A 23,629-nucleotide genomic window follows, 5' to 3' on the forward strand; every position below is an offset into this window, starting at 1 on the left:
CCCCGCTTCTGCGCCGCCGCGCCCGGAGTGCCGGCGCAGGCGGGTGAATCCTGCGCCGACGGCGTGCCCCGGGCGGGCGGAGCGGCGTTGGGACGGTCGTGAGCAGCAGCCCCGGAGACCACCGCCCCCCGCCCGAGCGGCACGACGCCTGGCCGCCCCCGCCGCCCCTGGGCGCGCGCCTGCCCGCGGGCCCGGGCGACGAGACGCTCGTGCTCGGCGCGGGCGACACCCTGCACGTGATCGCGAACGCCGACCGCTGGGCGCAGCTGACCTACACCCTGGCCGAGGCCCAGGTCCCGCTCGCGGTCGGCGACGTGGACGCCATGCGCCGGCTCGCCAAGCTCGACCAGCCCGTGCTGGACGCCGTGACCCGGTGGATCCGGACGGCGAACATCGGGCAGGCCGATCCGCCTCGCACAATCGAGCACTAGTTCGATTTAGGGCGTAGGCTGAGTTCCATGGCGATCCATCTTCAGGGCTCCCTCCTCGACGAGGCCGACGAGATCGGCCTGCGCCCGCTCACGCCCGTCCGGCGCACCGTGCTCGGCCACGGCGCCTGGATCGACGCCCTGCCGGGCTGGCTGACCGGCGCCGACGACCTGTTCGAACGACTGGTCACCGACGTGCCGTGGCAGGCCGAGCAACGGCAGATGTACGAGCGGGTGGTGTCCGTACCGCGCCTGCTCGCCCACTACCGCGAGCACCGGCCGCTGCCCCATCCCGTCCTGACCGAGGCCCGCGAGGCGCTCGGGGCGCACTACGCGGCCGAACTCGGCGAGCCGTTCGTCACGGCCGGGCTCTGCTACTACCGCGACGGGCGGGACAGCGTGGCCTGGCACGGTGACCGGATCGGCCGGGGCGACCGGGAGGACACCATGGTGGCGATCCTGTCCGTCGGCGAGCCCCGCGCACTGCTGCTGCGCCCGCTGCACGGCGGCGGTGCGACCGTCCGCCGGCTGCTCGGCCACGGCGACCTGCTCGTGATGGGCGGCTCCTGCCAGCGCACCTGGGAGCATGCCGTCCCGAAGACCCTGCGACCGGCCGGGCCCCGGATCAGCATCCAGTTCCGCCCGCGCGGCGTGGCCTGAGCAGGCTCCGGCCACGGACCCCACGAGCGGTGGCGGGCGTCGCCATTTCTTGACCGAGCGTTCCAGGCAGGGCTAAGGTTCCACCGTGGCCAGGACAAAGGAATTCGACCCGGACGCCGCCCTGCGGGCAGCCCTTGAGCTGTTCTGGGAGCGCGGTTACGAAGCGACCTCGATGAGCGACCTCGTCGGGCACCTCGGCATCGGGCGGGCCAGCATCTATGCCACCTTCGGCAGCAAGCACGAGCTGTACCTCAAGGCGCTCGACCGGTACGGGGAACTGGTCGACCCCGGGCTGCTCGACGAGCTGTCCCAGCCCGGCCCGACCCTGCCCGCCATCCGGGCGCTGCTGCGGAGATTCGCCGCCGAAGCCGGCTCCGACCGGCGGACCAGGGGGTGTTTCGTCACCAACACGGCCGCCGAACTCGCCGCCCACGACCGGGACGCGGCCCGCCGGGTCGAGGCCAGCTGGGACCACCTGGAGACGCTGCTGCACTCGGCCCTCGTCCGGGCCGGGGCCCAGGGCGAGCTGCCGGCCGGGCGGGAGCCACGGGCGCTGGCCCGCCTGCTGGTCGTCCTGATGCAGGGCGTACGGGTGGTCGGCAAGGCGACCGCCGACCCGGCCAGGGTGCGGGACGCGGTGGAGCAGGCGCTGGCCCTGCTGGACTGATCCGCCCTCCGATCCGCACCGCCGGGTGCGGGTTTTCGCCTGGCTTAATAATGGATCGATCGGTCAAATATGGGGGAGACATGCCGACCGGCAACCGCACCAGCAGCCCGGGCTTCGCCCTGCTCGGCACCGTCCAGACCTGCCTGATCCTCACCCTCACCGCCATCGCCGTCCCGCTGCCGGACATCGGCCGCGAGTACGGCCTCGACCGGGCCGGCCTCATCCTGCTCAACGCCGCGTACGGGCTCGCCTTCGCCGGACTGCTGCTGTTCGGCGGCCGGCTGGCCGACCGCTACGGCGGGCGGCGCGTCCTCACGGCCGGGCTGCTGCTCTTCGCCGCGGCCTCGCTCGCCGCGCCGCTCGCGCCCGGATACCCCGCCCTGCTCGCCGCCCGGTACGCCCAGGGCGCCGGCGCCGCCCTCGTCGCGCCCGCCGCGATGGCCGTGCTGCGCACGCTGTTCCCGCAACCCGCCGAATACGGCAGGGCGGTGGCCACCTGGGGCGGCCTCTCGGTACTGGGCGCGACGGCGGGCAACCTGCTGTCCGGCGTCGCCACCGGCCTCGCCTCCTGGCGCTGGACCTTCGCCGCACCCCTGCTGGTCGCCACCGGCGCCCTGCTGCTCGCACCCCGGCTGCTGCCCGCCGATCCGGGCCGGCCCGCCGGACGCCGGGCCGCCCTCGACCTGCCGGGCGCGGCACTCGCCACCACGGGCATCACCCTGGCCGGCTACGGCCTCGTCCTCACCGACGCCCACCCGTGGACCTCCGCCGCCGTCGGCCTCCCACTGCTCACCGCCGCCGCCGTGCTCGGCGCCTTCCTGCTCACCGAACTGCACACCCGGGACCCACTCCTGCCGCCGCGCTTCCTGCTCCGGCCGCGCCGCGCGATCGCGCTGACCGCGATCGGCCTGACCGCCGCCGCCACCGCGATCACCTTCGTCCTGCTCTCGCTGCACCTCCAGCAGGCACGCGGCTGGACACCCCTGGAGACCTCGGGCGCGTTCCTGCCGTTCGCCGTCACCCTGATCGCCGCCGGGCGCGCCGCCGGCCCGCTGATCGGCCGGTTCGGCGCCCGCACCGTCACCACCGGCGGACTCGCCGGCGCGGCGGCCGGGCTCGCCCTGCTGGCCGCGACCGGCCTCAACACCGCACTCCCCTACCCCGTCGGGCTGCTCCCCGGGCTCGTCCTGCTGCCGGCCGGCGCCGCCGCCTCGTTCGCGGGCGCCGTCCTGCTGGCCGTCGAAGGCGTGCCGCAGCGCCGGGCCGGTCTGGCCGGCGGCGTGATGAACACCGCCATGGAGCTGGGCCCCACCGTCGTCCTGGCCGTCCTGCTGAGCTTCGGCAGCGACGCCGCCTCACTGGCGCTGACGGGCGCGGCGCTGGCCGCCACCGCCGTCGCCACCCTGCTCCGCCCGAACACCGAAGTGCCCGAACATCCTTCACCAGAGGAGAGTCACCACCATGACCAGTCGATTCGACGGTAGCACCGCGCTCGTCACCGGCGCCGGCTCGGGGATCGGCCGCGCCGTCGCCCTGGCCTTCGCCGCCGGGGGCGCCCGGGTGGCGGTCGCCGGCCGCAGCGCGGCGACGCTGGCCGGGACCGTCGCCCTGATCGAGAAGGAGGGCGGCACGGCGGTGGCGTTCACCGCCGACGTCAGCCGGTCCGCCGACGTCCGGGAGCTGGTGCGGCAGGCCGTCGAGCGGTTCGGCGGCCTCGACATCGCCGTCAACAACGCCGGTGTACTGCGCGCCGGACAGCCGCTGGCCGACCTCGCCGAGGAGGACTGGCGCACCCTGCTCGACACCAACGTGACCGGCGTCCTGCTCTGCATGCAGGCCGAGATCGCCCACATGCGCGCGCACGGCGGCGGCGCGATCGTGAACATCGCCTCCAACCTCGGCGCCCACCAGCGCCGCCCGGGCCTGGCGGGCTACGCCGCCTCCAAGGCGGCGGTCAGCTCGCTGACCCGCAGCGCGGCCCTGGACCACACCGGGGACGGAATCCGGATCAACGCCGTCAGCCCCGGCGCCTCGGACACCTCGATGTCGCTGCTGCCCGGCGAGAGCGAGGCCGGGCGCGCGCTGCGGATGCGGGAGCAGTCACCGCTCGGCCGGGTGGCCTCGACCGACGAGGTCGCCGCCGCCGTGCTCTACCTGGCCTCCCCGGCGGCCGGCTCGGTGGTCGGCGCCGACCTGGTGATCGACGGCGGCGCCTCGGCCTGACCACGGCCGGGTCCCGGCCTGACCGGGGCGCGGCCGGCCGCCGACGCGGGTGCGCTCCACCCGCGGCCAGGTAACCGCCGGACGGATCGGGCCGGGCGTCGCACCCGCCGAGCAGGGCGTCCTCCCGGCGCGTGCTGCGCAGCAAAGCCTCGCGGCGCGCCGGGAACGGACGCGCCGCGAGGCCTGCGGGGAGCCGGTGCTACTGCGGTGTGACGTAGGCGCCGGAGATCCCGCCGTCGACCAGGAACGTGTTGGCGGTCATGAACGAGGAGTCGTCGCTGGCCAGGAACGCGACGGCGGCGGCGATCTCGGCCGGCTCGGCGAACCGGCCGAGCGGGATGTGCACGAGCCGGCGGGCGGCCCGCTCCGGGTCCTTCGCGAACAGCTCCTGGAGCAGCGGGGTGTTCACCGGCCCCGGGCAGAGCGCGTTGACCCGGATGCCCTCCCGGGCGAACTGCACGCCCAGCTCGCGCGACATCGCCAGCACCCCGCCCTTGGAGGCGCTGTAGGAGATCTGCGAGGTCGCCGCGCCCATCACCGCGACGAAGGAGGCGGTGTTGATGATCGACCCCTTGCCCTGCCGCTGCATGTGCGGAATGGCGTACTTGCAGCAGAGGTAGACGCTGGTCAGGTTGACGTCCTGGACGCGCTTCCAGGCCTCCAGGGTGGTGGTGAGGATCGAGTCGTCCTCCGGCGGCGAGATGCCCGCGTTGTTGAAGGCGATGTCGAGCCGCCCGTACTCGGCGACGGTGGTCTCGTACATCGCGCGCACCGCGTCCTCGTCGGCGACGTCGGCCCGGATGAACAGGCCGCCGACCTCGGCCGCGGCCGCCTCGCCGGACGTCTTGTCCAGGTCCACGCAGACCACCCGCGCGCCCTCGGCGGCGAAGCGGCGGGCGGTGGCGAGGCCGATGCCGCTGCCCGCGCCGGTGATGACGGCCACCCGGCCGTCGAGTCGCTCTGTCATGCTGCTACTCCTCCGTGGAGATGAAGACGTTCTTGGTCTCGGTGAAGGCGGCCAGCGCGTCCGGCCCGAGCTCGCGGCCCAGGCCGGACTGCTTGTAGCCGCCGAACGGCGTCGAATACCGCACCGAGGAGTGCGAGTTGACGGACAGGTTGCCCGCCTCCACGCCGCGTGCCACGCGCAGGGCGCGGCCCACGTCGCGGGTCCAGATGGAGCCGGAGAGGCCGTAGTCGGTGCTGTTTGCGATCCGCAGCGCGTCCTGCTCGTCGCGGAACGGCACGACGGCGACCACCGGCCCGAAGATCTCCTCGGTGAACGCCCGGGCGTCGTGGGCGACGGGCGACAGGACGGTCGGCGGGAACCAGAAGCCCGGCCCGTCCGGCGCGCTGCCGGTGAAGGCGACCGGCACGTCCTCGGTGAGGTAGGAGGCGACCCGGGCCCGGTGGGCGGCCGAGATCAGCGGGCCCATCTCGGTCTTCTCGTCGGTCGGGTCGCCCACCCGCACGCCCCGCACGGCCGCCTCCAGCAGGGCCATGAACTCGTCGAACACCCCTGCCTGGACGAGGATCCGGGAGCGGGCGCAGCAGTCCTGTCCGGCGTTGTCGAAGACGGCGTACGGCGCGGTGGCGGCGGCCTTCGCGAGGTCGGCGTCGGCGAAGACGATGTTGGCGCTCTTGCCGCCCAGTTCGAGGGTGACGGGCTTGACCTGCCCGGCGCATCCGGCCGCGATGCCCTTGCCGACCCGGGTGGAGCCGGTGAAGACGACCTTGCGGACGTCCGGGTGGGTGACGAAGCGCTGCCCGACCACCGGGCCGCGGCCCGGCAGGACTTGCAGGACGCCCTCGGGAATGCCAGCCCGCAGGGCGAGTTCGGCCAGTCGCAGGGCGGTGAGCGGGGTGAGCTCGGCGGGCTTGAGGAGGACGGTGTTGCCGGCCGCCAGGGCCGGGGCGAAGCCCCAGGCGGCGATCGGCATCGGGAAGTTCCAGGGCACGATGATGCCGACCACGCCCAGCGGTTCCTGGAACGTGACATCGAGGCCGCCGGCGACCGGGATCTGCCGGCCGAAGAGGCGTTCGGGCGCGGCGGCGTAGTACTCGATCACGTCGCGGGCGTTGCCCGCCTCCCAGCGGGCGTTGCCCACCGTGTGGCCCGCGTTGGCGACTTCGAGTGCGGCGAGGTGGTCGCGGTCGGCGTCCACCGCGGCGGCGAAGGCGCGCAGCAGCCGGGCCCGGTCGGCGGGCGCGACCCTGCGCCAGCTCTCGAAGGCGGCCTTGGCGCGGGCGACGGCGGCGTCGGTCTCGGCGAGACCGGTCATCGCCACCGTCCTGATCACCTCCTCGGTGGCGGGGTTGACCACCTCGAAGAGGTCCTGGTCCGAACTCACGGTTGCTGTCTCCTGGGTGGGTGGTGGCGGGCTGGGACGGTGGCGGGCTACGGGGTGGTGGCGGACGCCGCGGTGACGAAGGCCTCGAAGAGGCGCGGATCGGACGGATCGGTCTCGGGATGCCACTGGACGCCCAACGCGAAGCGGTGGCCCGGCAGTTCGACGGCCTCCACGGTCTCGTCCGCGCTCCAGGCCGTCGCCAGCAGTCCGGCGCCGAGCCGGTCCACGGCCTGGTGGTGGTAGCAGGACACCTTGGCGGAGCGGCCGAGGATCCCGGCGAGCCGGGTGGCGGGCCGGATCGCCAGCGCCTGGGTGCTGAAGGTCGCGGGCGCGGCCTGGTGGCCGTCGTCGCCCGTCCGGTCGGGCAGGTGCTGGATCAGGCTGCCGCCGAGCGCCACGTTCAGCAGCTGCATGCCCCGGCAGACGCCGAGCACCGGCAGCCCGCGGCCGAGGGCACCGCGCAGCAGGGCGAACTCCCAGTCGTCGCGCACCCGGTGGGGTTCGCCCGTCCGGGGGTGCGGGGCGCCGGCGTATCTGGCGGGGTCGATGTCGGGGCCGCCGGCGAGCAGCAGGGCGTCGAGCCGCTCCAGCAGCCGCCCGGTGTCGCCGGTCTGCGGCGGCAGCAGGACGGGCGTGCCGCCGGCCCGGGCGACGGCGTCCACGTAGGTCTGCGGGAGGAGGGCGGCAGGCTGGCGCCAGACGCCCCAGGCGGCCTCGTCGAGGTAGCTGGTGACGCCCACCAGCGGCGGGGCCGTCACAGCCGCTCGAATCCGCGCCGGCGTTCCCAGTCGGTCACCGCCGCCTCGTAGGCGGCGAGTTCGACCCGGCCGGCGTGGCTGTAGTGCCGGACGACGTCCTTGCCGAAGGCGAGCGCGGCGGCCTCGCTCTGCTCGAAGGCCTCGACGGCGTCGCGCAGCGTGGCGGGCACCCGGGGTGCGTCGGAGGTGTAGGCGTTACCGGTGAACTCCGCCTCCAGCGTGAGGTTCTGTTCGATGCCGTGCAGGCCGGCCGCGATCAGGGCGGCGACCGCGAGGTAGGGGTTGACGTCCCCGCCGGGCACCCGGTTCTCGAACCGGAGGGAGGCGCCGTGGCCGACCACGCGCAGGGCACAGGTGCGGTTGTCGCGGCCCCAGGCGATCGCGGTGGGCGCGAAACTGCCGGGCACGTACCGCTTGTAGGAGTTGACCGTCGGCGCCAGCAGCAGGGCGAACTCGGCGAGGCAGCCGAGCTGTCCGGCGAGGAAGTGCTCCATCACGGGGGAGAATCCGTGCGCCCCCTCGCCCGCCATCACCGGTGTGCCCCGCTCGTCGCGCAGGCTGAGGTGAATGTGACAGGAGTTGCCCTCGCGCTCGTCGTACTTGGCCATGAAGGTGAGGCTGACGCCCTCCTGCGCGGCGATCTCCTTGGCACCGGTCTTGTACACCGCGTGGTCGTCGCACGTCCGCAGCGCCTCGCCGTACTTGAAGGCGATCTCGTGCTGGCCGCGGTTGCACTCGCCCTTCGCCGACTCGACGACCAGGCCGGCGCCGGCCATCTCGTTGCGCAGCCGGCGCAGCAGCGGCTCGACCCGGGAGGTGCCGAGGATCGAGTAGTCGACGTTGTACTGGTTGACGGGGGTGAGCCGGTGGTAGTCGGCGTCCCAGGCCGCCTCGTAGCTGTCCCTGAAGACGATGAACTCCAGTTCGGTGCCCACGTGGGCGCTCCAGCCGTGGGCGGCCAGCCGCTCCAGCTGGCGGCGCAGGATCTGCCGGGGCGAGACGCTGACCGGCCGGCCGTCGTGGTGGGTGACGTCGCACTGGACCATCACGGTGGCGGGGTGCCAGGGCACGGTGCGCAGGGTGCTGAGGTCGGGGGTGAGCACCAGGTCGCCGTAGCCGCTCTCCCAGGAGGAGATCTCGTACCCGTCGACGGTGTTCATGTCGATGTCGACGGCGAGCAGGTAGCCGCAGCCCTCGGCGGCGTTCGCCAGGACGTCGGAGAGGAAGAAGTCGGCGGCGATCCGTTTTCCCTGCAGGCGGCCCTGCATGTCGGTCATCGCGAGCACGACGGTGTCGACGGAGCCGTCGGCGACGCTCAGCTGCAGTTGCTCCGGGGTCAGGCGCGGGCTGCTCATCGGATCTCCAGTTCGGCTTCGGCGGCGACGGGCCGCTCGGGCGGCGGCCCCTGCACCTTCGGCCCGGTGAACCAGTGCCTGGCCGAGACCAGCCACCAGCCGCCGGCGAAGCCGAGGACGACCGCCACCGCCACCGGGGTGTAGTTGAAGCTGCGGGCGGTGACCGGGCTGACGGTCGGCAGCATGAACAGCACGGCGATCAGCGCCGTCCAGCCGACGGCCACCGCGCCGACGGGCCGGCTCCAGCGGCCCAGGTGCCAGGGGCCGCGCTCGAAGGCGTCGCCCTGGCGGAGCCGCAGGAACACCGGGATGACGTACGCGAGATAGAGGCCGATCACCGAGACGGAGGTGACGGCGGCGTACGCGGTGCTGTTCCAGAGCGCCGGCAGGCCGAGCAGGAAGGCTCCCCCGGTGGCGAGCCAGACGGCGTTGGCGGGGGTCTGGGTGCGCGGGTCGATCCGGTGCCAGAGGCGGGAGCCGGGCAGGGCGCCGTCCCGCGAGAACGCGTAGATCATCCGGGAGTTGGCGGTGACCGAGGCCATGCCGCAGAAGAACTGGGCGCCGATCACGATCAGCAGCAGCAGTTCGGCGCCGGTGTCGCCGATCGCGTCGATGAAGATCTGCGCGGGTGGCACGCCGGTGGAGCTGGTCAGCGCGCCGTCGTAGTCCTGGATGGCGAAGGTGAGGCCGAGCAGCAGCACCCAGCCGGCGACCAGCGAGACGAGCACCGAGTTGACGATGCCGCGCGGGCCGGTGCGGGCGGCGTCCCTGGTCTCCTCGGTCATGTGGGCGGAGGCGTCGTAGCCGGTCAGGGTGTACTGGGCGAGCAGCAGGCCGAGCATGGCGACGTAGAAGGAGCTGTGGAAGCCGGTGTTGTTGACGAACTTCGTCAGCACGAAGGAGGCCGGGGCGTGCCGCGCGGGCACCAGGACGAGGGTGCCGACGATGACCAGGACGCCGGCCAGGTGCCACCAGACGCTGACGTTGTTGAGGAGGGCGACCAGCCGGACGCCCCGGGTGTTGAGCAGGCCGTGGACGAGCAGGATCACCCCGAAGAGGGTGACGGTGTGGGCCGGCGTCGCCGCGAAGCCGAACTGCATCTCCAGCAGGGCGTTGAGGAAGGTGGCGGCGCCGTAGTCGACACCGGCGGTGACCGCGACCTGTCCGAGGAAGTTGAACCAGCCGATGTTTTTCCAAATACCCAAGCTATGACCTCCGATGCCACTACCGTGTCCAGGTATGAGCCGCCGCACACTTCCGAGGCAGTCAACGCTTCGAGTCATCAACGACTCGCTTCGCGCCGCACTCTATGGCCGGGCCAGCAGCGACCCGAAGAAGCGAGGCCGGTCCATCAAGGACCAGTTCGAAGTGGCCGAGCTGGAGTGCGAGGACCGCGAGTGGCCGATCGTAGGCCGCTACGAGGACCGCGATCGCTCGGCGTCGCGCAAGGCGCGCAAGGACCGGGAGGACTACCAGCGCCTCGTCGCAGACGCCGAGGCCGGCTTGTTCGACGTCATCGTCTACGCGGACAGCTCGCGGGCGTCCCGCAACATGCGATCGTCCCTTGACCTCCGCGACCTGTGCGAGAAGACGGGCATCCTGCTTTGCTATGGCGGCCGGGTTTACGACATGCAGGTGGCCTCCGATCGTAAGGAGTTCACTCGTGACGCCCTGCAGAGCGAGGAGGAAGCCGAGACGATCATCGTTCGGGCCCAGCGCACCGCGCGCCTGAACGCTCACCGCGGCTCACCCCACGGCAGGATCCCGTTCGGCTACACACGCAAGTACGACCCCGAGTCGGGACATCTGATTGGACAGTCGGCACACCCCGAGCACGCTGCGGTCGTTGTCGACCTGTTCGAGCGTGCCGCAGCCCGGGAGAGCCTCGACTCCCTGACCCGGGAACTGCGCCGGTACGTAGCTGACGCATCGCGGGCAGGTCTGCGCTACCTCTTGAGGAACCGCGCCTACATCGGTGTTCGTGCCCACAAGGGCCAGGACATGGCGAAGTGCACATGGGATGCGATCGTCGAAGAGTCCCTGTTTCTCGATGTGCAGGATGTCCTTGCGGACCCTTCTCGTCGTACACAGCGCGACACGCGCGTGAAGCACCTGTTGTCGGGGGTAGGGCACTGCTCCGTCTGCCTGGAGGCCGGCTCCGACGAGGGTTTGCTGCAGGCGAAGGACATCGGAGGGGCGCTGAGATACCGCTGCTCTACAGGGGCGCACGTGACTATCCGTGAGGACGTCTTGGATGCGGCCGTTGAGGCTGCGGTCTTCGTGTGGCTCTCCTCGGAAGCTGCTGTCGCAGCATTCAACTCGCGGTCCGACGGCGGCGAGGCAGAGCGCCTTCGGACGCGGATCCGGAACATGACTGCCCAGCTGGAGGCTGCTCGCGAGCAGGCGGGCCAGATCGACGACTTTGGGGTCCCTGCGCTCAGCATCGAGTCTCTGGCTGCAACCGAGCGGACCCTGATCCCGAAGGTCGCGGAGGACGAAGAGACCTTGCGGGTTCTCACGTCGGCGCAGGACCCGCTGCTTGCGCGCCTGGTTGGGGCGCCGATTGCCGAGGTGGACAGGGTGTGGAACGAGGAGTTGGCGCTGGCACAGCGCCGCCATGTGCTTCGGCGGGTGGTGAACATCGAGCTTCGCCGGGCGTCGGCACCCGGGATTCAACGCTTGGAGCCTGGTCGCATCGGGTTGACGTTCGTTGGCGAGGCGGGCTTCCAGGCGCGCCCTCAGCGGGGGGCCGCCGATTGGGTCAGGGCGAAGTGACGCCGGCGCCGCGGCTGGTGTTCTCGGTGGGGGTGGGGCGGCGTCGCTCGCTCAGGAGGATGAGATCGGCGACGGGTACGGCAGCCTGGTGCTTGTGAACGCCATTGCGTTCGTTCATGGCGCCGAGTTCGTACATCTCGCTCATTTCGATGGCGCGCTTCTGCTCGAACTCGCGCCTGATCGCGCTGGTCGCTTCGGCGATGCGCTGATCGGCAGCCTCTTCTGCGGCTTGTGCGCGGGCGTCGGCTGAGTGTTCCGCCGCCGCTGCGGCGGCAAGGAGCTGTTCGCGGATCGCTACGTGGGCGATCTCCGCGACCTGGGCTTGTGCTGTGCGGTCGCGGAGCTGCTGGCGTTCTTGCGTGGTGTCGGCGAGTCGGTCACCGAGGGTTGAGATCCATTGCCGCATCAGGATGAGCACGGCTGCTGCGGCTATGGTCACGACGATGGTGGTACCGAGCACGGGTCCGATGTCGACGCTCTGGCGGTTCCACAGGGTGAGGGTGGCGGCTATGGCTGCCCCGGCTCCCACGGTTGCCCCGATTCGCCAGCGTGCCTGCATGTGCGACCCCCTCATTGGGCTTCGGCGCCCCCGATGTCGTTGTGCTCCGCGGGCTGGGGGGTGGCGAGTCGCTCGAACATCGCGCGGACCATCTCCCGGCCAAACGCGTCGACCTGCCACGCATCTGCCACGTCATCAGGAGTGATAGGAGGCGATGCTACTGCTTCTTGTGCTGATTGTGCCCCTGAACCGGCGGGAAGCAGTCCGGATTCAACAAAAAGTTCCAGGGGGTCGGTATCCAGCGCGCGTGCGAGCGGGGTGAGGTATTTGGCTTCGGGCATGCGCTCGCCGAGGAGGAGCCGGCTGAGGGTGGTAGGCGACATGCCTGCTGCCTTGGCAAGGCGGGCCTTGTCGCCGCTGTTGGGCTTGTCGAGGTTGGGGTAGTCGCCCGCGAGTGCCGTCTTGCGGACGTAGTTGGCGAGTCTCTGAAGAGGTGACGTGTCCACGTGGTTGCCGTCCATAGGGGGATGCTAGCTAGGTAGCACGACCCGTGTCACCGATCGTGCTAGTTAGCAACATTACTGGTCAAGCCATTCAAGCCGCGACCGGGGCACCCCTACCGCCACCACAGCAACTCTCCCTTGCATCTGCACATGCAGCCGCATGTGCTCGCGCTACATGAAACGCCACCCCCGCCACGTCTTGCCAGATAGCACGATGAGGTCTAGCGTCTTGCTCATGAGCACGTTGCTCTAGAGCACGACGAGGGGGTGACCCATGAGCACGACTTTCCAGGCCAACTTCCGGCGGATCACCGCAGGCCAGAACATCACCGCGATCACAGAGCGGACCGGCCTCGATCCCGGCTCGATCTCCCGCTACCGAAGCGGAAAGCGGCAGCCCAGCCTCGCGCGCCTTGCCCTGATCGCCGAGGCATACGGCATCAGCCCGGCCGAGTTCCTCAAACCGCTGGAGGACGCCGCGTGACTTCGGAAGAGCACCTGCGGATTCTTGGCCCGGCATTTTTGGCTGAGATTCGCCAGCGCGCCAGCCTCGCACCACCGCCGCCACCCGAACTGGTCGACGAGCTTCGATCGATCCTCGCGCCGGCGATGAACCGGCTTCGTACTCGGGATGCCGCTCAGACGGTCACCGGAGTCGAAGTCCGCTCGGCCGCCTAGCACTTCGGGTCAGGGCCGCCCTTGGACGGCATTCCGCAGGCGACCCCTGGCCTACCCCGATCAACCCGAAACGACATGAAGGAGGAGTAGACGTGAACGACAACTCTACCCCCGACCCTCAGCTCACCTCGGCGCTCGCCTTGGTGGAGCTCCGCCAGATGCCCGAACTCCAGGCCGTCAAGTGGTCCCTGTCGCCGGCGCTCGGCCTGATGGGCGACTACCGCGAGGCGCCGGCCGATGCGATGCAGACGGTCGTCGCGCTCCTCGGCGGTTCTCCGTTCGACCCGTGGCTGAACGGCGACGGCACCCGGGTGTCGCAGCTCCTCGCCGTGGAGTGGCACGGAGTGCACCTCTCGATCTCGGTGAGCGTGTCCGCGAAGGCCCACCCGAAGCCCGCGGATGTGGCTGAGCAGCTATGGGCGTGCGCGTACATCGGCAAGCACGGTGATCCGAACTGCTGGTGCGAGGACGACTCGGCGTCGTACGCCCACGCCCTGGCGGCGTGGCGGGCGGTGGCGGCGTGAGGGCCTCCCTGGTGAGTGTGATCGTCCTGGCGGTGATGTTCCTCGTCGCGACCCGCCACCGACCGGCCAGCCCCACCTGCTGGTGTGGCTGCGGCAAGCCTCCGGGCCAGCACATGCCGCCCGCCTTCCCCCGCCAGCGCACTGCCCCCGAGGAGCACTGACGTGACCATCACCTCGCCGGCCGGGGCGACCACCGCCCCGGCCGTACCGAGCGGCCTCCGTAAGCACTCCAACGGCCGCAACCACTGGTACACCCTCGACGGACTCCGCGTCCCTGGCGTCACCACCCTCATCGGCGAAGGCATCCCGAAGCCCAAACTGATCGGCTGGGCCGCCAAGTCCGTCGCCGAGTTCGTGACCTACAACCGCGAGGCCGTCAACGACCTCTGGGACCAGAACCGGCCCCTCGACATGGCGAAGACGCTCGCCGGCAAGCCCAACGCCATCCGCGACAGCGCCGCCAAGCGTGGGCGCGAGATCCACACGCTCGCGGAGCGCCTCGCCGTCGGCGAGGAGGTCGAGGTACCCGAGGAGATCGCACCTTACGTCGCCGCCGCGGCCCAATGGATGGACGACTGGCAGCCCCGAATGCTCCTCATCGAACGGCCGGTCGCCTCCCGGCAGTGGTGGTACGCCGGGACGTTCGACACCGTCATCGAGACACCGGATGGCACCCGCTGGATGGTCGACTATAAGTCCGGCCAGAGCGGTATCTGGGGCGAGGCCGCCTTGCAGGCAGCCGCGTACACGCACGCCGAGTTCTTCCTCGACGAGGACGGTCGCGAGCAGCCGATGGCCGATCTGCGGATCACGAAGGGCCTCGGTATCCACCTGAAGGTCGACGGCACCTACGAGCCGTACGAGATGGACGTGTCCCTCTCCGCCTTTGAGCACTTCAACCGGGCCGCGTGGATGGCCCGCAACAACAAGGACATGAAGCAGCGGCTGGTCTCCGGCGCGCTGCCTGTACCGAACTGGGGTGGGTCGGCATGACGGATCTGATGGTGCGCGAGAGCGCCGAGGTGGAGGCCGTTCCCACGGGGTCTTCCACGCTCATGGGTCTCGCGGCATGGGCGCAGGAGGCGCAAGCCGCCTACACCGTGGCGCAGTCGCTGGCGAAGACGAGCTTCGTCCCGAAGGGCTTCCAGGGCAGGCCGGACGAGATCACCGCTGCGATCCTCGTCGGGCAGGAGATCGGCCTGTCTCCGATGGCGGCCCTGCGGTCGATCGTGATGGTGCACGGCACTCCGTCTCTCACAGCGAACGCGATGCGGGGAATCGTCCAGGCGAAGGGTCACCGCATCTGGGTGGAGTCGGAGTCGCCCACGAAGGCCGTGGTGTGCGGACAGCGCTTGGGTGACGAGCAGGTGCAGCGCTCCGAGTGGACGATTCAGCGGGCGGAGCAAGCTGGGTTCCCTGCGAAGAACCCGAACTGGAAGTCGCAGCCGCAGAACATGCTGGTTTCGCGGGCAACGTCGACGATGGCGCGAATGATCGCGTCGGATGCGCTGCTCGGCCTCGCGTACTCGAAGGACGAGTTGGAGGACGGGCTGGCGCCGGAGCCGGCGAAGAAGACCGTCCGCCGGAAGGTGTTGGCGGCGGTCCCGCAGCCGGAGTTCCCGAAGCCGTCTGAGGTGGACCGGGCGGCGGTGGTCGGGGACGTGGAGGACGACGGGTCCGAGTCGGAAGCGTGGACTTCGGAGGGCGGGGCGGCTACGCCTTGGCCGGCGGTCGCTGTTCCAGGCGGTGCGGCATGAGGGAGCCGAACATCGACGAGCTGCGGACTGTGCTCGCCGAGCACATCGCTGGGGCCTATGTGTCGGGCGACGGCCAGCAGGTGGCACGCGCCAAGGAGCTTGAGGTCGCGGTCGACAACGCGGGCTTGGTGGACATCGAGAACCGCGTTGATCGGCTGATCCTCGCGCAGATGCGTCGCCGTCCGTCGGATCGAGGCGTCGAAGGCCGACTGGACAACTGCCCGTTCTAGCCCCGCGGGGCCGCGCCCGCCCACCTCGGGCGCGGCCCTCTCCCCCTCACTTCCCTCCAGAGAGGAGGACCCATGTACTTCAAGGACATCCGCAAGGTCGGCTTCGACACCGAGACAACCGGCCCGGACCCCGAGACCGCCCGCATCGTCACCGCGGCACTCGTCGTCCGCGGCGGCGGCCGGCCCGACCAGGACTACACGTGGCTGATCAACCCCGGCGAGCCGATCCCCGCCGAAGCCACCGAGGTCCACGGCATCACCGACGCCATGGTGCAGGCCGACGGCCTCGACCCGAAGACCGCGCTGGGGCAGATCGCCGACATGCTCGCCCGGGCCCTCGCCTTCCGCATGCCCGTCATCGCGTTCAACCTCAGCTTCGACTGGACCGTCCTCGACCGGGACCTGCGACGCCACGGACTCACCACCATGGAGCAGCGGCTCGCCGGCCACACGGAGCTGGCGTTGATCGACCCGCACGTCATCGACAAGCAGGTCGACCGGTACCGCAAGGGCACTGGTATGCGGAAGCTCAAGCCGACCAGTGAGATCTACGGCATCGAGCTGACGGACTGGCACACGGCGGAGGCTGACGCTCTCGCGGCGCTGCTGATCGCCGAGGCGCAGTTCGCCCGCTACCCGGGCCTTGAGGCCTACGGTGCGATCGGCCTGTTCCGTGCGCAGCAGGCCTGGCGGGCGGAGCAGCAGGCCGGGCTGCAGGACTGGTTCCGGACGAAGGCCACCGTGGAGCAGGGCGGCGATCCGGGCAAGGTCATCGACGGAGCGTGGCCGATGCGCCCTTTCTCGGCGGCGGTGACGGTGTGACCGGTCGGCCGACGGTAGGACCGCTGCCTCTCACTGACAAGCAGCTCGAAGTTCTCGAACGCCGCGGCCGCGGTCAGGACATGTGGCAGATCGCCCGCGAGATGCAGATCTCCGTGTTCACCGCCCGCGGTCATCTCAAGGCCGCGAAGGAACGCCTCGACGCGACGGACACCGCCGACGCCGTCGCGAAGGCCATCTCACTCAAGCTCATCTCCCCCGCTGGAGGCAGTGATGTTCGGTAAGTCCAAGGCGGCACTTCGCCGGGAAGTCCGCAAGTTGACCGCCACCGTCGCAGAGCAGCGCCGTCACCTCAACGCGGCTGGCGCCGACTACGCCCTCGTGAAGAGGGAGCGAGCCGAGTGGCGGGAGCGGGCCGAACGTACAGGCGACGACCGCGTCGCTGACACCAAGGCGTTGACCGTTGAGCGGCTGAAGTCCGCCGACCTGGTTCTTCAGGTCGCCGCCAAGGACTTGGAACTCGGCAAGCTCCGCGCCTTGCTGTACGCCCAGCAGGGCCGGCTCGACGCGTACCAGGCGGCCTCGGAGGCAGCCGACAGGGCCGCCCAACCTGCGCTGGCGGTGACAGCATGAAGCGCCTCCTCGCCGAAGTGCGGCGCCGCGTGCAGGGGTGCGGCCGTCACCGCGCGGCCGACGTGATCCCCGTCCTCACCGCCGACCGTGACCGGTGGCAGCGGCTTGCCCTGGTCCGCCAGGCGCAGCTCGTCCACGCCGACGGTCTCATCGCCCGACTGTGCGCCGAACGTGACGCCGCGGTCCAAGAAGCGGCCGGACAGCGGGAGACCGCCGCCGCCGTGCGCACCCTGGAAGCCCAGCTGTGGAACCTGCAGTCCGTGTCGCTCCCGGCCGGCGCCGACCAGGAGCTCGCCGCAGCGTGATCGCCGACATCGCCGTCCGCACGACCGTCGACCAGGCGTGGCTCCTGCTCATCCTCGCCGTCCTCCTGTGCGTCTCCGTCGCCCTCATCGTCATCGCCTACACCGCGTGGAGCACCCCCAATGACTGACCTCCTCACCCCGCCCCTCGACCTCACCGCCTCGCTGGACAGCATCACCGTCACCGTCCACGGCGTCCCCGCGCCGCAGGGTTCCAAGCGGCACGTCGGCGGCGGCGTCATGATCGAATCGTCGAAGAAGGTCAAGCCGTGGCGCCAAGACGTCAAGGACGCCGCGCTGACCGCCACCGCAGCCCGGCCCGGCTGGACACCCCTCGACGGTCCGCTCGCCGCCACCATCGTGTTCACCGTCCGGGAGCAGCCCGCCAGCAAGCCCACCTGGTGGACGGCCGGACTCCCCTGGTCGAAGGGACTCCGGTGGCGCCCCGCATCCACCCCTGACCTGTCGAAGCTGCTGCGGTCCACCGAGGACGCCCTCACCGGGATCGTCTGGCGTGACGACGCCCGCGTCGTCGACTACGCGCGGCTCGCCAAGTACTACGCCGGCGACCCCGCGGCTGACGTCCTTCCGTTCGGCAGCGGTGCCGTGATCCGCGTGTGGAGGGTCTCGTGAGCCCCGACTGGACGCAGGCGCGGTGTGGTGACGACCCGGACCTGTTCTTCCTCGCCGGCTACTCCCGGGCGTACCTGGCCCAGGTGGTCGACGCCAAGGCCGCCTGTGCCGCCTGCCCCCTGCTGGAACCCTGCCGTACCGAAGTGATGGCCCGGGAGGCAGGCGCGGGTGAGAAAAGCCGCTTCGGCATCTGCGGCGGCATGACACCCAAGGAGCGGTACCGCGCGGACACCACGCGCACCGCCGCCACCCGGGAACCGGCCGTTCCGTGACCGGACTGGCCTGGGGCGACCGCTCGCACTGGGCGACCCAGGCCAAACCCTGCCGGTACTGCGGAAGACCCACCCACCTCCGAGACGACGACCGGCTCCCATCTCACAAAGTCTGCGCCGAAGAGGCCATCAACCCGAAGGACAGCAATGGCTAACGACACCCAGCTCACCTTGGTCGGCAACATCGTCGATGACCCGGAACTCAGGTTTACCCCGAGCGGCGCGGCAGTCGCCAAGTTCCGCATCGCCTCCACCCCCCGCAAGTTCGACAAGCAGACGAACGCATGGGTCGACGAAGAAGCCCTCTTCCTCACCTGCAACGTCTGGCGTCAGCCCGCAGAGAACGTCGCCGAGTCGCTGCAGCGCGGCATGCGCGTGATCGTGCAGGGCCGACTGCGCCAGCGGTCTTACGAGACCAAGGAAGGCGAGAAGCGGACGGTCTTCGAGGTCGAGGTCGACGAGGTCGGGCCATCCCTCCAGTTCGCCACGGCGAAGGTCACCCGGGCCAACAGGTCCGGCAGTTCGCAGGGCGGACAGCAGCAGCCCAGCCAGGCGGGCGGCGGCGACTCGTGGGGCCGGCAGGGCGGCCAGGCCCCGCATCAGAACGGCGGGTGGGGCGCGCCGGCACCCACCGATTCCGGGCCCCCCTTCTAGATCAACTTCCCGCCCCGCCCCGCACCCCCAGCACGGAGGTACCGCCGCATGACCAGCACCACCACCCCGGCCACCGGCGGTACCCCCCTCAAGCACGGCCGCTCCACCTACCTCCACCACGACTGCCGCTGCCACTGGTGCCGCAACGCCGAAGCCTCCTACCAGAGCAGCCGACGCCGACTCCAGGCCTACGGCCGATGGCAAGGCAACGTACCCGCCGAACCCGCCCGCGCCCACGCCCGCGCCCTCAGCGCCGCCGGCCTCACCTGGGCCCAAATCGCCGACCGCGCCGGCCTCAACCTCGCCGTCATCAGCAACCTCCTCGTCGGCGCCACCGGACGGGAACCCTCCAAGAGCATCCGGCGAGCGAACGCGGCCAAGCTCCTCGCCGTCACCCTCCCCCGCGACATCGCCCCGGACGGCCGCGCCCCCCTCGACGCAACCGGCACCATCCGCCGCCTCCGCGCACTCACCGCCGCAGGCTGGCCCCTCGCCCGCCTCGGCCGGCACTGCGGCATCCAGCACCGCCACCTCCTCGACATGCTCCACGGCCGACTCCAGCAAGTCAGCCCCCGTACCGCCCTCACCATCCGCCGCCTGTACGACGACCTGTGGAACCGGGACCCGCGTGCTGACGGCGCCCGCCAGTACGACATCGAGCGGGCGCGACTCCTCGCAGCCGACAACGGCTGGGCGCCCTGCCTCGCCTGGGACGACGACCAGATCGACAACCCGGACGCGCTCCCGGACTGGACCGCCCGCTGCGGCACCCCCGGCGGCTACTACGACCACTCGACGATCGGCACCCCCACCTGCCAGCCCTGCCGCGACGCCGTCCGCCAAGCAGCCACCGAACGCAAACTGCGCCGGCGCAACCGCCCGACGCGCTGACCCTCCAAATGAAGGAACCCCCGCCATGTCCGACCTTGCGCAGAACTCATCGGTCGAGGAGGCACGCAGCCGAGCCGAACGAATCCGAACCGGTATGGCCCTCCTCGCGCAGTGGCAGACCGACGTGATCGCCGCCTATGCGGCCCGGGACTGGATCGCGCTGGGCTACGAGACGTGGGCGGCGTACCTCGACGGGGAGTACGGCGAGCACCGGGTGCGACTGCCCCGGGACCAGCGGCGGGAGATCGTCGCTGGGATGGCCCAGGCCGGCATGTCGACGCGGGCCATCGGTGACGCTGTCGGCTCCGACCAGTCGACTGTCGTGCGGGACTTGAGTGCAACTGATGCAAATGCATCAGTCGAGCGAACCACCGTGCTGTCGCTCGATGGCCGCGAGCGGCCCGCGGCCCGGACGGCGCCCGATCTGCACACCTGGGTTGAGCAGGACGACTCGACGATCCCTGGCCAGTCGCACGTGTTGGAACACACCGCGCTGGAGACCGTCACGCCGACGGTGACGCGCCGCCGCCCGCTACCCGAGGCGTTCGCCGACGCCGGCCGCGACCTCACCCGCGCCGCCGAGAAGCTCACCCGCCTCACCGAAGACGACCGGTTCACCCGCAACCGGGACGCCACCCACCACCAGGTACCCGAACTCATCGGCGCCCTGGAGCACACCACCCGCCTCGTCCAGGCCATGAACCTGTCCGAAGCCGGGGCAAGCGAAGAGGCCCGCCGCTGGTGGGCGACGAGCCTCCACAAGATCAGCGACGCCCTGACCGGCGTCGCCAACTCCCTCGAACAGGAGCAGTAATGCGCAAGACCACCGTACCCGCCCAGGCGCCCACGATGCAGGCCCAGTTCGTCGACGTCACGCCGGCGCTCGCCGAGAAGTGGCTCCGGCAGAACACCCACAACCGCAACATCCGGGAGAAGGCCGTCCTCGCCTACGCCCGCGACATGGAGGCCGGCAACTGGGCTGAGAACGGTGAGGCCATCAAGTTCGCCGCCGACGGGACCCTCCTCGACGGCCAGCACCGCCTCAACGCCGTCGCCCTCGCCGGCGTCACCGTCCGGATGCTCGTCATCACCGGTCTGGAGAACGCCACCCAGGAAACCATGGACGCCGGCAGCAAGCGGCGCACGGCTGACGCCTTCGGGCTCCGCGGGGAGACGAACGCCTCCGTCCTGTCGTCCATCACGAAGCGCGTGTGGATGTGGGACCAGGGCGACTACGGGTTCAACGGCGCTTCCCCGACCACCGCGGAGGCTGCCGCACTCCTCGGTCAGCGCCCCGACCTGCGCCGCAGTACCGACATCGCGGTCCGCACCCACCAGAGCTTCAGGTGCCTCCCGCAGTCCATCGTCGGGACCGCGCACCACCTGTTCACCCGCATCGACAGGAACGCCACCGTCTGGTTCTTCCAGCGGCTCGCTGACGGTGCGGAACTTCCGGCCGGCCATCCGATCCTGACGCTGCGGACCCGCGCCGTCTCGGAGGCCGCCGATCACCGCAAGACCCCGGCCGGACGCCAGATGGCGTACCTGATCCGCACGTGGAACGCGGTGCGCGAGGGCCGCTCCCTCGCCCGGATCCTGCAGGACGCCGACGGACCCATGCCCATGCCGAAGTAGCGACACATGCCGGGGCGGCACCCCCGCCCCGGCACCCCTTGTCCACCACCCTCAGCCCCGAAGGACGATCCGCCGTGACCACCGAACCCCTTCGCAGGATGCCCCTTCGTCCCTTCGATCGGGCCGCCGTCGGTCGCCTCCTCGCCACTACTGCGGAAGAGCCCCTCTTCCACCCAACCACGGCGCTGTACCGCTTCTTCGACGGCCAGCTGCGCCTGCTCTACGTCGGAGTGACCGGCCAGCTCTGCGAACGCTGGCCGAAGCACCGCCGCAAGGCCGAATGGTGGTCCGCTGCCGAATTCGTGGCAGTCGAGCACTGGCGGGCGATGCACCTGGCGCTCGACGCCGAACGGCACGCCATCCGCACCGAGCTTCCCCTCTTCAACCGGCGCAGCCGTACGGCAGGTGCCTGATGGCTCGGATCCGCTCCGTGAAGCCCGAGTTCTGGGCGGACGAGAAGCTCGCGGCCGCGGTCAGCCGCGACGGCCGGCTGCTGTACATCGGACTGTGGAACCTCGCCGACGAGCACGCGCGGCTCCGCGGCTCGGCCCGCTACATCAAGGGGCAGTTGTTCCCGTACGACGACGGCCTGACGGTGTCCATGGTCGATGCGCTCCTCGATGAGCTCTGCGCCGTCCGGAAGGCCTTCCGCTACATCTGCTCCGACGGGGACACCTACCTGTTCCTGCCGAACCTGGCGAAGCATCAGCGCCTGGAAGCCTCGAAGGTGGCGTCGAGACTCCCTTCCCCCCCTGAAAAGTTCCCGGAAACACCCCTGAAAAACCCGCCTCCACCCCCCTCGGGCGGAGGACTAGACCACCCGCACGACGGCTCAGTCAACGAATCGCAAAACCAGCAGCTCAACGGCAACGCGAACATCCGCGCAGACAAATCCGCGCGCGGCGCAGACAACCTGTCGCTTCTTTATGTAGCAGGGAGCATGGAGCATGGAGCAGGGAGCATGTTCGTGTCGACGAATCCCGACGACGAACACTCCCCCGTCGACGCGGCAGAGCCGCGCGACACGACGCCAGCGCGACACGACGTCGAACTCATCTGCCGCACCCTCGCCGACGCCGTCCACGGCAACACCGGCAAACGCCCCACCTACGGCAAGCGCTGGCGAGACGCCGCCCGCCTGATGCTCGACAAGGACCAGATCCCGCTCCCCGAAGCCCTAGGAGCGATCAAGTGGTCCGCCGACCACGAGTTCTGGCGCTCCATCGTGCTCTCCGTACCCAAGCTCCGCGAGAAGTACCAGCAGATGAAGCTCCAAGCCCAACGCGGCCGCGGAACACCCCTCGCCGCCACCGGCACCGACGGCCGAACCCTCTCCACCGCCGACCGCCGAGTCGCCGACGCCGCAGCCCTCTCCGCCCGCCTAGCCGCCGAGGAGAACCAATGACCCCCAGCGAAGCCGCCATGCTCCTCGGCCACATCGCCGCCTTCGACCGCCGCACCATCGGCGAAGTCGACGCCCGCGCCTGGTCCGCCGCCCTCAACGACATCCCCCTCGACCCCGACACCCTCGACGCCGTCGCCCAGTTCTTCGGCACCGCCCCCAAAGACGGCGAATCGCAACGCTGGATCCAGCCCCACCACGTCCGCACCATCCGCGCCGGCATACGCACCGACCGCATCGCAGCCGCCCACCTGCTGCACGAAGCCACACCCGACGAGACGCCCGCACAGTTCATCGCCCACCGACGCCAGCAGCTCGCCGCAGCCGGCGACGGGCACATCCCGCCCGCCACCATCCGCCAAGCCCTCACCGGGCCGCCGCACCCCGACGTCGCCCGAGCAATCGCCGGAGCCGTCCGCCAGGTACCGCCACTACCGTCCGACCAGCCGCCGCCGTACGTGCCCGCGATGGCCCGCAACGCGCTCGTCGAAGCCGTCCCCGGGTTCGCCCGCGACAGCCACAAGAACCCCGAGCTCGCCGTCGCCTGCCCCAAGGAGTCCTGCCGGGCCCTGCCGTGGAAGCCCTGCAAGCGGCCCACCGGGAAGGGCCAGCGGGCAACAGCACACGGCTCGCGGCAGGACGCGTGGGCCGCGGCGAAGGCGCAGTCCTATGCGGACTGACCCGATCCCCGACGCGGTCGCCGCGGTCATCCGGTCCGTGCTGGAGAACCGGCCGGACTGCGATCCGGCCCGCTGCGGGCGGCTGATCGTGCAGGAATTGCGGGCGCTCGGGTGGCGGATCGAGGCGCCGGTGGAGGCAGCCGCGCCACAACCGAAGCCGCAGGCGCCTCTGAGGGCCGCGCAGACCCCCGAGCGGGCAGATCCCCGCCAAGCCGCTGTGCGGCCGTTCTAGCACCTTCCGTTAGACCGAGAAGAGGCATCTATGAGTGACACCCAGAGTCCCGGAAGCGCCAACGTGGTCCGGCATGGTGCTTGCGGACAGTCGTGGACCGGCCTGACGAG

33 protein-coding genes are annotated in these 23,629 nt (G+C 70.8%); 26 read left to right on the forward strand and 7 right to left on the reverse strand.

The features are described from left to right. Nucleotides 1-98: 98 nt before the first annotated feature. The 5 genes from ACFUK0_RS00500 (at nucleotide 99) to ACFUK0_RS00520 (ending at nucleotide 3,978) form a co-directional block, all read left to right on the forward strand. Complete coding sequence (locus ACFUK0_RS00500; protein ID WP_380245762.1) at nucleotides 99-431, forward strand: hypothetical protein; 333 nt, start codon at nucleotides 99-101, stop codon at nucleotides 429-431. A 27-nt stretch (nucleotides 432-458) separates the two neighbouring features. Next, nucleotides 459-1,088 (forward strand): alpha-ketoglutarate-dependent dioxygenase AlkB, encoded by a 630-nt coding sequence (locus ACFUK0_RS00505; RefSeq protein WP_380245763.1) that lies wholly within the window; start codon nucleotides 459-461, stop codon nucleotides 1,086-1,088. An 85-nt stretch (nucleotides 1,089-1,173) separates the two neighbouring features. Then, complete coding sequence (locus tag ACFUK0_RS00510) at nucleotides 1,174-1,755, forward strand: TetR/AcrR family transcriptional regulator (protein ID WP_380245764.1); 582 nt, start codon at nucleotides 1,174-1,176, stop codon at nucleotides 1,753-1,755. Between the two features lie 80 nt (nucleotides 1,756-1,835). Beyond that, nucleotides 1,836-3,239 (forward strand): MFS transporter, encoded by a 1,404-nt coding sequence (locus tag ACFUK0_RS00515; RefSeq protein ID WP_380245765.1) that lies wholly within the window; start codon nucleotides 1,836-1,838, stop codon nucleotides 3,237-3,239. Beyond that, nucleotides 3,217-3,978 (forward strand): SDR family NAD(P)-dependent oxidoreductase, encoded by a 762-nt coding sequence (locus tag ACFUK0_RS00520; protein ID WP_380245766.1) that lies wholly within the window; start codon nucleotides 3,217-3,219, stop codon nucleotides 3,976-3,978. Before ACFUK0_RS00515 ends, ACFUK0_RS00520 begins: the two co-directional genes overlap by 23 nt. A 199-nt stretch (nucleotides 3,979-4,177) precedes the next feature. Here ACFUK0_RS00520 and ACFUK0_RS00525 read toward each other — a convergent pair whose 3' ends face one another. From ACFUK0_RS00525 to ACFUK0_RS00545, 5 genes are read right to left on the reverse strand one after another with little or no spacing between them, the layout of a single operon-like run. Next, the gene (locus tag ACFUK0_RS00525) at nucleotides 4,178-4,945 is read right to left on the reverse strand and encodes a 3-oxoacyl-ACP reductase (protein WP_380245767.1); all 768 of its coding nucleotides are present in this window, start codon (nucleotides 4,943-4,945) and stop codon (nucleotides 4,178-4,180) included. A 4-nt stretch (nucleotides 4,946-4,949) separates the two neighbouring features. Beyond that, on the reverse strand, nucleotides 4,950-6,326 hold the full coding sequence (locus ACFUK0_RS00530) for an aldehyde dehydrogenase family protein (RefSeq protein WP_380245768.1): 1,377 nt from the start codon (nucleotides 6,324-6,326) through the stop codon (nucleotides 4,950-4,952). A gap of 47 nt (nucleotides 6,327-6,373) precedes the next feature. Further along, nucleotides 6,374-7,084, reverse strand: a complete 711-nt coding sequence (locus ACFUK0_RS00535) for a gamma-glutamyl-gamma-aminobutyrate hydrolase family protein (protein WP_380245769.1) — start codon at nucleotides 7,082-7,084, stop codon at nucleotides 6,374-6,376. Beyond that, nucleotides 7,081-8,439, reverse strand: coding sequence for a glutamine synthetase family protein (locus ACFUK0_RS00540; RefSeq protein WP_380245770.1), 1,359 nt, complete (start codon nucleotides 8,437-8,439; stop codon nucleotides 7,081-7,083). The genes ACFUK0_RS00535 and ACFUK0_RS00540 overlap by 4 nt, the downstream gene beginning before the upstream one ends. Then, nucleotides 8,436-9,644, reverse strand: a complete 1,209-nt coding sequence (locus ACFUK0_RS00545) for an amino acid permease (RefSeq protein ID WP_380245771.1) — start codon at nucleotides 9,642-9,644, stop codon at nucleotides 8,436-8,438. Before ACFUK0_RS00545 ends, ACFUK0_RS00540 begins: the two co-directional genes overlap by 4 nt. 34 nt (nucleotides 9,645-9,678) lie before the next feature. Between ACFUK0_RS00545 and ACFUK0_RS00550 the strand changes: the two genes are divergently transcribed. After that, nucleotides 9,679-11,214 (forward strand): recombinase family protein, encoded by a 1,536-nt coding sequence (locus tag ACFUK0_RS00550; RefSeq protein WP_380245772.1) that lies wholly within the window; start codon nucleotides 9,679-9,681, stop codon nucleotides 11,212-11,214. Here the strand turns inward: ACFUK0_RS00550 and ACFUK0_RS00555 are convergent. Further along, the gene (locus tag ACFUK0_RS00555) at nucleotides 11,201-11,773 is read right to left on the reverse strand and encodes a hypothetical protein (RefSeq protein WP_380245773.1); all 573 of its coding nucleotides are present in this window, start codon (nucleotides 11,771-11,773) and stop codon (nucleotides 11,201-11,203) included. The two genes, ACFUK0_RS00550 and ACFUK0_RS00555, sit on opposite strands and share 14 nt — an antisense overlap. Before the next feature lie 11 nt (nucleotides 11,774-11,784). Further along, the gene (locus ACFUK0_RS00560) at nucleotides 11,785-12,234 is read right to left on the reverse strand and encodes a helix-turn-helix domain-containing protein (RefSeq protein ID WP_380245774.1); all 450 of its coding nucleotides are present in this window, start codon (nucleotides 12,232-12,234) and stop codon (nucleotides 11,785-11,787) included. Between the two features lie 256 nt (nucleotides 12,235-12,490). Between ACFUK0_RS00560 and ACFUK0_RS00565 the strand changes: the two genes are divergently transcribed. From ACFUK0_RS00565 to ACFUK0_RS00660, 20 genes are all read left to right on the forward strand, one after another. Then, nucleotides 12,491-12,700 (forward strand): helix-turn-helix domain-containing protein, encoded by a 210-nt coding sequence (locus ACFUK0_RS00565; RefSeq protein ID WP_380245775.1) that lies wholly within the window; start codon nucleotides 12,491-12,493, stop codon nucleotides 12,698-12,700. Further along, nucleotides 12,697-12,894 (forward strand): hypothetical protein, encoded by a 198-nt coding sequence (locus tag ACFUK0_RS00570; protein WP_380245776.1) that lies wholly within the window; start codon nucleotides 12,697-12,699, stop codon nucleotides 12,892-12,894. Before ACFUK0_RS00565 ends, ACFUK0_RS00570 begins: the two co-directional genes overlap by 4 nt. 92 nt (nucleotides 12,895-12,986) lie before the next feature. Next, complete coding sequence (locus ACFUK0_RS00575; protein WP_380245777.1) at nucleotides 12,987-13,418, forward strand: hypothetical protein; 432 nt, start codon at nucleotides 12,987-12,989, stop codon at nucleotides 13,416-13,418. A gap of 162 nt (nucleotides 13,419-13,580) precedes the next feature. Next, nucleotides 13,581-14,411, forward strand: a complete 831-nt coding sequence (locus tag ACFUK0_RS00580; RefSeq protein WP_380245778.1) for a hypothetical protein — start codon at nucleotides 13,581-13,583, stop codon at nucleotides 14,409-14,411. Next, nucleotides 14,408-15,175 carry a hypothetical protein gene (locus tag ACFUK0_RS00585; RefSeq protein ID WP_380245779.1) on the forward strand — a complete coding sequence of 256 codons (768 nt, stop codon included), beginning with the start codon at nucleotides 14,408-14,410 and terminating at the stop codon, nucleotides 15,173-15,175. Before ACFUK0_RS00580 ends, ACFUK0_RS00585 begins: the two co-directional genes overlap by 4 nt. Further along, nucleotides 15,172-15,405: a hypothetical protein gene (locus ACFUK0_RS00590; RefSeq protein ID WP_380245780.1), complete on the forward strand. Its 234-nt coding sequence runs from the start codon at nucleotides 15,172-15,174 to the stop codon at nucleotides 15,403-15,405. The genes ACFUK0_RS00585 and ACFUK0_RS00590 overlap by 4 nt, the downstream gene beginning before the upstream one ends. Nucleotides 15,406-15,477: 72 nt before the next feature. Next, nucleotides 15,478-16,227 (forward strand): exonuclease domain-containing protein, encoded by a 750-nt coding sequence (locus ACFUK0_RS00595; RefSeq protein ID WP_380245781.1) that lies wholly within the window; start codon nucleotides 15,478-15,480, stop codon nucleotides 16,225-16,227. Further along, nucleotides 16,188-16,469 carry a response regulator transcription factor gene (locus ACFUK0_RS00600; RefSeq protein WP_380245782.1) on the forward strand — a complete coding sequence of 94 codons (282 nt, stop codon included), beginning with the start codon at nucleotides 16,188-16,190 and terminating at the stop codon, nucleotides 16,467-16,469. The genes ACFUK0_RS00595 and ACFUK0_RS00600 overlap by 40 nt, the downstream gene beginning before the upstream one ends. After that, on the forward strand, nucleotides 16,459-16,818 hold the full coding sequence (locus ACFUK0_RS00605) for a hypothetical protein (RefSeq protein ID WP_380245783.1): 360 nt from the start codon (nucleotides 16,459-16,461) through the stop codon (nucleotides 16,816-16,818). The genes ACFUK0_RS00600 and ACFUK0_RS00605 overlap by 11 nt, the downstream gene beginning before the upstream one ends. Next, complete coding sequence (locus ACFUK0_RS00610) at nucleotides 16,815-17,123, forward strand: hypothetical protein (RefSeq protein ID WP_380245784.1); 309 nt, start codon at nucleotides 16,815-16,817, stop codon at nucleotides 17,121-17,123. The genes ACFUK0_RS00605 and ACFUK0_RS00610 overlap by 4 nt, the downstream gene beginning before the upstream one ends. Next, nucleotides 17,120-17,251 (forward strand): hypothetical protein, encoded by a 132-nt coding sequence (locus tag ACFUK0_RS00615; protein WP_380245785.1) that lies wholly within the window; start codon nucleotides 17,120-17,122, stop codon nucleotides 17,249-17,251. Before ACFUK0_RS00610 ends, ACFUK0_RS00615 begins: the two co-directional genes overlap by 4 nt. Continuing rightward, entirely contained in the window at nucleotides 17,244-17,753 is a 510-nt protein-coding gene (locus ACFUK0_RS00620) for a RusA family crossover junction endodeoxyribonuclease (RefSeq protein ID WP_380245786.1), read from the forward strand. Before ACFUK0_RS00615 ends, ACFUK0_RS00620 begins: the two co-directional genes overlap by 8 nt. Then, nucleotides 17,750-18,025: a WhiB family transcriptional regulator gene (locus tag ACFUK0_RS00625; protein WP_380245787.1), complete on the forward strand. Its 276-nt coding sequence runs from the start codon at nucleotides 17,750-17,752 to the stop codon at nucleotides 18,023-18,025. Before ACFUK0_RS00620 ends, ACFUK0_RS00625 begins: the two co-directional genes overlap by 4 nt. Nucleotides 18,026-18,172: 147 nt before the next feature. Then, a complete protein-coding gene (locus tag ACFUK0_RS00630) occupies nucleotides 18,173-18,679 on the forward strand; it encodes a single-stranded DNA-binding protein (RefSeq protein ID WP_380245788.1) in 507 nt (168 codons plus the stop codon). A 48-nt stretch (nucleotides 18,680-18,727) separates the two neighbouring features. Next, nucleotides 18,728-19,570: a hypothetical protein gene (locus ACFUK0_RS00635; protein WP_380245789.1), complete on the forward strand. Its 843-nt coding sequence runs from the start codon at nucleotides 18,728-18,730 to the stop codon at nucleotides 19,568-19,570. Nucleotides 19,571-19,595: 25 nt separating this feature from the next. After that, nucleotides 19,596-20,384: a hypothetical protein gene (locus ACFUK0_RS00640; protein ID WP_380245790.1), complete on the forward strand. Its 789-nt coding sequence runs from the start codon at nucleotides 19,596-19,598 to the stop codon at nucleotides 20,382-20,384. Beyond that, the gene (locus tag ACFUK0_RS00645) at nucleotides 20,384-21,205 is read left to right on the forward strand and encodes a hypothetical protein (RefSeq protein WP_380245791.1); all 822 of its coding nucleotides are present in this window, start codon (nucleotides 20,384-20,386) and stop codon (nucleotides 21,203-21,205) included. Before ACFUK0_RS00640 ends, ACFUK0_RS00645 begins: the two co-directional genes overlap by 1 nt. A gap of 74 nt (nucleotides 21,206-21,279) precedes the next feature. Next, complete coding sequence (locus tag ACFUK0_RS00650; RefSeq protein WP_380245792.1) at nucleotides 21,280-21,618, forward strand: hypothetical protein; 339 nt, start codon at nucleotides 21,280-21,282, stop codon at nucleotides 21,616-21,618. Nucleotides 21,619-21,635: 17 nt separating this feature from the next. Beyond that, a complete protein-coding gene (locus tag ACFUK0_RS00655) occupies nucleotides 21,636-22,610 on the forward strand; it encodes a hypothetical protein (protein WP_380245793.1) in 975 nt (324 codons plus the stop codon). Further along, nucleotides 22,607-23,287 carry a hypothetical protein gene (locus ACFUK0_RS00660; protein WP_380245794.1) on the forward strand — a complete coding sequence of 227 codons (681 nt, stop codon included), beginning with the start codon at nucleotides 22,607-22,609 and terminating at the stop codon, nucleotides 23,285-23,287. The genes ACFUK0_RS00655 and ACFUK0_RS00660 overlap by 4 nt, the downstream gene beginning before the upstream one ends. Nucleotides 23,288-23,629: the final 342 nt, after the last annotated feature.

It is taken from the genome of Kitasatospora sp. NPDC057223 (genome assembly GCF_042669755.1).
Taxonomy (GTDB): domain Bacteria; phylum Actinomycetota; class Actinomycetes; order Streptomycetales; family Streptomycetaceae; genus Kitasatospora.

What these genes read in the sequence shown, in the direction of transcription:
- ACFUK0_RS00595 (WP_380245781.1), top strand. Translation starts at nt 15,478, where the DNA reads ATGTACTTCAAGGACATCCGCAAGGTCGGCTTCGACACCGAGACAACC.
- ACFUK0_RS00550 (WP_380245772.1), top strand. Translation starts at nt 9,679, where the DNA reads ATGAGCCGCCGCACACTTCCGAGGCAGTCAACGCTTCGAGTCATCAAC.
- ACFUK0_RS00660 (WP_380245794.1), top strand. Translation starts at nt 22,607, where the DNA reads ATGACCCCCAGCGAAGCCGCCATGCTCCTCGGCCACATCGCCGCCTTC.
- ACFUK0_RS00520 (WP_380245766.1), top strand. Translation starts at nt 3,217, where the DNA reads ATGACCAGTCGATTCGACGGTAGCACCGCGCTCGTCACCGGCGCCGGC.
- ACFUK0_RS00505 (WP_380245763.1), top strand. Translation starts at nt 459, where the DNA reads ATGGCGATCCATCTTCAGGGCTCCCTCCTCGACGAGGCCGACGAGATC.
- ACFUK0_RS00640 (WP_380245790.1), top strand. Translation starts at nt 19,596, where the DNA reads ATGTCCGACCTTGCGCAGAACTCATCGGTCGAGGAGGCACGCAGCCGA.
- ACFUK0_RS00555 (WP_380245773.1), bottom strand. Translation starts at nt 11,773, where the DNA reads ATGCAGGCACGCTGGCGAATCGGGGCAACCGTGGGAGCCGGGGCAGCC.
- ACFUK0_RS00565 (WP_380245775.1), top strand. Translation starts at nt 12,491, where the DNA reads ATGAGCACGACTTTCCAGGCCAACTTCCGGCGGATCACCGCAGGCCAG.
- ACFUK0_RS00560 (WP_380245774.1), bottom strand. Translation starts at nt 12,234, where the DNA reads ATGGACGGCAACCACGTGGACACGTCACCTCTTCAGAGACTCGCCAAC.
- ACFUK0_RS00620 (WP_380245786.1), top strand. Translation starts at nt 17,244, where the DNA reads ATGACTGACCTCCTCACCCCGCCCCTCGACCTCACCGCCTCGCTGGAC.
- ACFUK0_RS00540 (WP_380245770.1), bottom strand. Translation starts at nt 8,439, where the DNA reads ATGAGCAGCCCGCGCCTGACCCCGGAGCAACTGCAGCTGAGCGTCGCC.
- ACFUK0_RS00525 (WP_380245767.1), bottom strand. Translation starts at nt 4,945, where the DNA reads ATGACAGAGCGACTCGACGGCCGGGTGGCCGTCATCACCGGCGCGGGC.
- ACFUK0_RS00645 (WP_380245791.1), top strand. Translation starts at nt 20,384, where the DNA reads ATGCGCAAGACCACCGTACCCGCCCAGGCGCCCACGATGCAGGCCCAG.
- ACFUK0_RS00610 (WP_380245784.1), top strand. Translation starts at nt 16,815, where the DNA reads ATGAAGCGCCTCCTCGCCGAAGTGCGGCGCCGCGTGCAGGGGTGCGGC.
- ACFUK0_RS00515 (WP_380245765.1), top strand. Translation starts at nt 1,836, where the DNA reads ATGCCGACCGGCAACCGCACCAGCAGCCCGGGCTTCGCCCTGCTCGGC.
- ACFUK0_RS00590 (WP_380245780.1), top strand. Translation starts at nt 15,172, where the DNA reads ATGAGGGAGCCGAACATCGACGAGCTGCGGACTGTGCTCGCCGAGCAC.
- ACFUK0_RS00630 (WP_380245788.1), top strand. Translation starts at nt 18,173, where the DNA reads ATGGCTAACGACACCCAGCTCACCTTGGTCGGCAACATCGTCGATGAC.
- ACFUK0_RS00585 (WP_380245779.1), top strand. Translation starts at nt 14,408, where the DNA reads ATGACGGATCTGATGGTGCGCGAGAGCGCCGAGGTGGAGGCCGTTCCC.
- ACFUK0_RS00605 (WP_380245783.1), top strand. Translation starts at nt 16,459, where the DNA reads ATGTTCGGTAAGTCCAAGGCGGCACTTCGCCGGGAAGTCCGCAAGTTG.
- ACFUK0_RS00635 (WP_380245789.1), top strand. Translation starts at nt 18,728, where the DNA reads ATGACCAGCACCACCACCCCGGCCACCGGCGGTACCCCCCTCAAGCAC.